The sequence below is a fragment of the Wenzhouxiangella limi genome (genome assembly GCF_010499265.1).
GTDB lineage: Bacteria > Pseudomonadota > Gammaproteobacteria > Xanthomonadales > Wenzhouxiangellaceae > Wenzhouxiangella > Wenzhouxiangella limi.
In genome coordinates this window covers 348215-354304 of sequence record NZ_JAAGSC010000040.1, presented here as the reverse complement: position 1 = coordinate 354304, position 6090 = coordinate 348215, and the positions used below count along the sequence as shown (strand labels likewise).

6 protein-coding genes are annotated in these 6090 nt (G+C 61.4%); 3 read left to right on the top strand and 3 right to left on the bottom strand.

Annotated features, from left to right (window positions below):
- Positions 1 to 212 (bottom strand): hypothetical protein (locus G3I74_RS08735; RefSeq protein ID WP_164211192.1); only part of this gene is annotated, 212 nt, incomplete at its 3' end.
- Between the two features lie 177 nt (positions 213 to 389).
- Here G3I74_RS08735 and G3I74_RS08730 point away from each other — a divergent pair.
- Complete coding sequence (locus tag G3I74_RS08730) at positions 390 to 1064, top strand: tetratricopeptide repeat protein (protein ID WP_164211191.1); 675 nt, start codon at positions 390 to 392, stop codon at positions 1062 to 1064.
- Between the two features lie 11 nt (positions 1065 to 1075).
- Here the strand turns inward: G3I74_RS08730 and G3I74_RS08725 are convergent, their stop codons facing one another.
- On the bottom strand, positions 1076 to 1867 hold the full coding sequence (locus tag G3I74_RS08725) for a class I SAM-dependent methyltransferase (protein ID WP_164211190.1): 792 nt from the start codon (positions 1865 to 1867) through the stop codon (positions 1076 to 1078).
- Positions 1868 to 1974: 107 nt separating this feature from the next.
- On the opposite strand from G3I74_RS08725, the gene G3I74_RS08720 reads away from it, so the two are divergent.
- Together G3I74_RS08720 and G3I74_RS08715 are read left to right on the top strand one after the other, a co-directional pair.
- Positions 1975 to 2577, top strand: coding sequence for a chemotaxis protein CheD (locus G3I74_RS08720; RefSeq protein ID WP_164211189.1), 603 nt, complete (start codon positions 1975 to 1977; stop codon positions 2575 to 2577).
- 120 nt (positions 2578 to 2697) lie between these two features.
- Positions 2698 to 4476, top strand: a complete 1779-nt coding sequence (locus tag G3I74_RS08715) for an EAL domain-containing protein (protein ID WP_164211188.1) — start codon at positions 2698 to 2700, stop codon at positions 4474 to 4476.
- On the opposite strand, the gene G3I74_RS08710 is transcribed toward G3I74_RS08715, so the two are convergent.
- Complete coding sequence (locus G3I74_RS08710) at positions 4440 to 6086, bottom strand: alkaline phosphatase D family protein (protein ID WP_164211187.1); 1647 nt, start codon at positions 6084 to 6086, stop codon at positions 4440 to 4442. The genes G3I74_RS08715 and G3I74_RS08710 overlap by 37 nt on opposite strands.
- Positions 6087 to 6090 lie beyond the last annotated feature (4 nt).

The following is a 6090-nucleotide window of genomic DNA, read 5'->3' as shown; positions in this document are numbered from 1 at the left end:
GTTTCCTGCATTTCCGAGGTCCGCATCCAGCCCTCGTACTGCGCCGGGAAATAGCGCTTCCAGTTTTCGGTGACCGTAGCCTCGTCCAGGCTGTCGAAGCCTTCAAAATCGGATTTCTCGCCGTTGGACGGGCTGCTGGAGACCGCCGCCATGGTCGCCAGGCTCATACACAGGGCGACAAGAACGATGACAAACCAGTTTTCTCTGCGCATGCTTCCTCCTCACAGGCTATTGCACAGGGGTGATGCGATGTATATGAAAAATAACGAATATTTTTAATATGCATCTGCCGGTCAAGAATACGGCGCCGTGAAGAATATGTCAACAAGACCCCCGTGAATTCGGCTGGAAACCGATGAGCCGGGGCGCAGTTGTTTACACTGACAAGCATGACTCAATCGCTGTTTATCAGCCTGTCGGGAATGGCCATCGCGCTCGCCCTGGTGTTTGCGCTTTGGCCAGAAATTCGCCCTCGCAGACGGGGCGACAAGGCCGAACGGGCGCGTCTGCCGAAACCGCTGAAGCTGGCGATCTTTATCCTGCTGCCGCTGGTCACGGCCTTGCTTTATCTGCAGTTCGGCACGCTCGAACCTGCCCAGGGCCATGATCCGCGCGTCGAAACACTGCGCTCGCAGATGATCGCCATGGCCCGGGATCTGGAACACAACCCTGATCAGCCGGAGCAATGGCAGCGCATGGGCCTGATCTACAAGGATTTGCGCCACTATGGCTCGGCCGAACACGCTCTGCGCCGGGCGCTTTACCTGAGACCCGAGAGCGCGTTTTTGCGGGTGGAGCTGGCCGAGACCCTGCAGCTACGCAGCGAATTGCCGGAAATGCCCGTCGAAGCGAAATCCCTGCTCGAGCAGGCTGTCGACCTTGAGCCCGATAACCTCAAAGCCCTGTGGTTGCTCGGAACCGATGATTTCCTGATCGGGAACTACGAATCTGCGCTGGCCTGGTGGGAGCAGATGCTCCCGCTGGTTCCTGAAGACTCGAGCATGCATCGCGCCGTGCGCAACGAGACCCGCCGCGCCCGCGACCGGATGCTTCAACAGCCCTAGACTCATGGAACTCAGGCTGTCTCCCAGGCGATGAAGGCCCAGCGGAACGGCTGGCCGCTGGCCCGGGCGCGCTCGGGATCAGCCTGGAACCACGCCACCAGGCGCCGGCGCTCGGCGTCGGTCAGCGATCCCAGGGAAAAACTCACCCGTCGCACGAACTCCTCGGCCGTCTCGCAATCGGTCGGGCGATGGTCGTTGTCGATGAAGTCCACCCGCGGCTGGCGTCCCATCTGGTAGAGAATGTTGACCGCGTAAATGTAGTCCGGCACCGGATCCAGCCGTCGATCAATGACCGCCGCGATCTGCGGATCGATGAAATAGCCGCCGACCTTGCTGGTCAGGTAAGCGCGCCGGGCCGCGTGGGCGTCGAGTTTTTTCAACGCAGCCTCCAGGTCCAGCACCGCTGTCGAGCGCGAGGCCACGGCCACGTCGCACACCGGCACATCGCGCCAGTCATCCTCCCAGGAACGCTGCACGGGCCGGATCCGATCGAGGCCGCGCTCGGCGGCCAGATCCATCATCGCCTCGAGCATGCCGGCGCTGTAGTCCACGGCCACCATCTGCTCGAGCCGGTCCGCCACGGCCAGGCTGATCGCGCCCGTGCCGCAGCCCACGTCGAGCAGCGATCGGCAGCCATCAAGGTCCATGCGCGCGACAAACTCGCCCACATAGCCGGAATCGGTGGCCACCGACTTCATGCGCTCGGCGCGGGCATCCCAGTCCTCCGGGGCCTTGACCTGGCGGCCGCAGGCGGCCATGTGCTCGCGATAGAGCTGACCGAAATCAATTTCAAAGATGGTCATGACGATGCAATGATGGCACAGCGCATCGCGCATGAGCGAATCCGGATATACTCCCGGCATCCCGTTATGGGCTGCCCCATGCGCATCCAGTCACAGCGACCGTCTCGATGAAACACTGGCCCGCAGATCGTCGCATCACGCTCCAGCCGGGGCAGTACCACGTCACCTCCCGCCAGGATCTGATGCTGTCCACGCTGCTCGGCTCGTGCGTGGCTGCCTGTCTGTACGACCCGGTCGCCCGCGTCATGGGCATGAACCATTTTCTGCTGGCCAACCACCGCTACAGCCGCGAAGTGCCCGTGCTGGCCAGCGAAGCCGGTCGCTACGGAGTCAACGCCATGGAGCTGTTGATCAACAAAATGCTCAATAAGGGCGCCCAGCGTCGCAACATCAAGGCCAAGGTCTTTGGCGGCGGCAACGTCCTGCCTGGCATTTCCCGACAGGACAGTTTCTTTGCCATCGGCGATGTCAACAGCCGATTTGTCGAAGAATTTCTGGCCACCGAGCATATTCCCATCCTGGCCAAAAGCCTGGGCGGGATCAACGGCCGCATGATCCACTTCCTCGGCACCGACTACTCGGTATTGGTGCGCGATATCCCGCGCTCGGAGACGTTCGAAGTTGAAAAAGAAGAAAAGCAGTACTGGAAAAACAGTCTCAAGGAGCGCGAGAAAGCATCAGCAAAAAGCGGCGAGATCGATCTCTGGTAGCGATCGCGCCCGATTTGGATTGTCATCAAGCAGTAATGACAGCGGAACTAAACTGTTGGACGTCGTGACCGTCAACTATCCATTCGCCTGAGCGCAACCGCCCTGCCCGATTCAGTCTTTATGAATCTACTGCCAGCCGAACAAGAAGACCAGGTCGGCCAGCTGAAAAAAACGTGCCCGACGGCGCCGACCCAGACTCTGTTATCCAAGGTCCACGATCAGTTCCAGCGTGATGAGACGCTGCAGACGCTGGTCATTACCGACGCAGACCGGCCCGTCGGCCTCATGAACCGCAACATGCTCAACGAACTGTTCAGCCGCCCTTTCACCAGAGAATTGTACGGGTCGAGCAAGGTTGCAGAATTCATGATCCCGGACCCGGTCATTGTCGAGACCGAAACTTCAGTCGATGATCTCACGCGCATCATTCTCAACGAAAAGATGAGCGCCATGCAGGATGGTTTCATCCTGACCCATAACGAGCAATACGCCGGCGTCGGCTTTGGCCACGACCTGCTGCAACTTCTGAGCGAGCGCAAGCAACAACATCTTTTCAAACTGGCCCACTACGACCACCTGACGGGCCTGCCGAATCGGCTGATGTTCGTCGACCGCCTGACCCAGGCCTGTCTTCGTGCCGAACGGTCGCAGGAAATGATCGGTCTGCTTTTCGTTGATCTCGATCGCTTCAAAGAAGTCAACGATACGCTTGGACATGCCGCCGGCGACGAGTTGCTGATCCGGGTGTCCGAGCGTCTGCGCTTCACCGTGCGCAAGGTCGACTCGGTCAGCCGGCTGGGCGGGGATGAATTCACGGTCACGCTGGAAGGAATTCCGGCGGAAGCAACGGCATCCGAAGTGGCCAACAAGATCATCGCCAGTCTGCAAGCACCCTTTGCGATCCTCGGGGTGGATGTAACCGTGACCGCCAGCATCGGGATCAGCTATTTCCCCGCCCAGGCCGTCGACGCAGAAGAACTGCAGCGCAACGCCGATGTGGCCATGTACCAGGCCAAGGCGGACGGCAAGAATCGTCATCGCGCGTTCGCTGAACACATGCTGGTGAGTGATCGCGCCAGCCTGTCGATGGAAAGCGAGCTCCGTAACGCGCTCAGTCGGCGTGAGCTCGAAGTCTATTACCAGCCTCAGGTAGACCTCGTGGATCAGCGCATCATCGGCGTGGAGAGTCTGCTGCGATGGAACCGTCCCGGCCATGGCGTGGTCGGGCCCGGCGAATTCCTGGCGCTCGCCGACGAGCTGGGGCTGATGGACGACATCGGCGCGTTCGTCCTGCGCGAGACCTGCCGCCAGATCGTGGAATGGAAAAAGCGCCTGCAGGTCGAATTGACAGGGGCCGTCAACTTGTCGTTCTCCCAGCTAGAAAACAGGAAACTGCCCGGATTTGTGGCCCAGGTCCTGAAAGAGTCGGGCTTGGAGGCAAGCGGATTGATGCTGGAAGTCACCGAGCAGACCATCATGAACAGCGTCGAGCGTTCGCATGCCAATATCGAGCGGCTCGGACGTCTGGGCGTACAGCTGGCCATCGACGACTTCGGCACCGGCTACTCGTCGCTGAGCTATTTGCTGAACCTGCCCATCGACCGACTCAAGATCGACCGCTGCTTTATCCAGGGCATAGAACGCGGCGGCAAGGCACGGGCGCTGACGCGCGCCATTCTCAATCTGGCCAACAGCCTGGAGCTGAGGGCCGTGGCCGAAGGTGTGGAAACCCTGTCTCAGCTGGATTTCCTGAAACAAAACGGCTGCCGCTTCGCGCAAGGCTTTCTCTTCTCCAGGCCACTTCCGGCCGCAGTCCTTGAGCCGCTGCTGCTCGATGCAGCCTCTGGCGCAACAAGCCTTGTTCAACCGGAAGTCGACGTCAGACCGAAACCCGGCTGACTCCGCGGTCGGCTGGACCAACTTGCGTCGATTTGCAAGGTTTGATCACGCAGGTCGACCCGATCGACCAAATGCCAATAACCGCGGCAGGCGCTGGGCGTGATTTGAACCCGCAGCCAGCCGCGACGCGCCGTCTCCATGTATTTCAGGTCGGGGTTGTAGCCGGTGAATGCCGGCGCCAAACGCCCGGGCTCGCGGGTGGGGAAATACTGGTCGAAGCCCGGCGAGCTGATGGACGGCGTGACCATCTCCAGCGCCACGACCGGATCATCCGGGCTGCGTCGCACGTTGCCGGCCATGCCGGTGTGCGTATCACCGGTCAGGATCAAAGGGCTCGATGCCTCGCTGTCGAGCAGGTCCAGCAAGCGCTCGCGCGCCGCCGCATACCCGTCCCACGAATCCCACATCAGCGGCATCTGCTGCCCGCCAATCGCCAACAGGGCGTCAACCAGTTCAGGCCCCAGGCGCTTGCGGGTTTCGTCTACATCCAGGATGGATGAAAGATCCGGCAGCAGCAGTTCAGACACCAGCACCTGCTGGCCGATGACCTGCCAGCGCGCAGTGGACTTGCGCAGTCCGTCACCAAGCCAGGCCATCTGATCCGGACCGAGCAACTGGCGCGCGGGGTCTCGCCGCATGCGCTCAAGGGCCTCGGGATCCTCGAGGTGGGCCAGCGGGTTGATCTGCTCCGAGCGAGCGTGAAAACGCGTATCGAGCATGTGCAGCGAAATCAAATCACCGATTTCGAACATGCGGAACAATCGGCCATTTTTTTCCAGCTCCGGCGCACGAACAGGCATCCATTCCTCGTAGGCGCGAAAGCCGTCGCGGCGACGCCGCTCCCATGGACCCTGCTGCTCAGCGTCGTGGTTTTCGGCCCCGCCGTGCCAGGCATCGTTGGCCACTTCGTGGTCATCCCAGACCGCAATCATCGGCATCACGGCATGGACAGCCTGCAGGTCGGGGTCGGACTTGTACTGGGCATGGCGCAGACGGTAGTCCTCCAGGCTCGTCAGATCCGTCGCCGGAACCGATACCCGGCCCAGCGCCTCGGCCTGCTGCGATGCATAGCCGGCCACGCCGTATTCGTAGATATAGTCGCCCAGATGCAGCAGCAGGTCGACCTCCGGATGGCGGGCAATATCGCGGTAGGCGGTGAAATAGCCGGCCGGATAGTTCGAGCAAGAAACGGCAGCCAGGGTGAAGCTATCCAGGGCGCCGTCGGGCAGCGTTCGCGTCCTGCCGGTCGTGGACTGATGACCCAGGGCCTGGAAGCGATAGAAATAGATTTGCCCGGGATCAAGCCCGTCGACATCAACCTTGACGCAGAAGTCGCGCTCTGACGAGGCGAGCGCCTGCCCGCGCTGCACGACTTGCTCGCACTGCGGATCGACAGCCATCACCCACTGCGTTTCGACCTGATCCACACCCTTTGGCACCGAGACGCGCGTCCAGATCACCACCCGGTCGTGCAGCGGGTCGCCGCTGGCTACACCGTGGGCAAACACGCCGTTGCGGCCCGCGGTCTCAGACGCCGACCGCGCGGCGCCCGGCAGGGCCAGGTAGGCCGAGGTCAAACCCGCCAGGCGGAACAGATCGCGTCGATTCATCAAA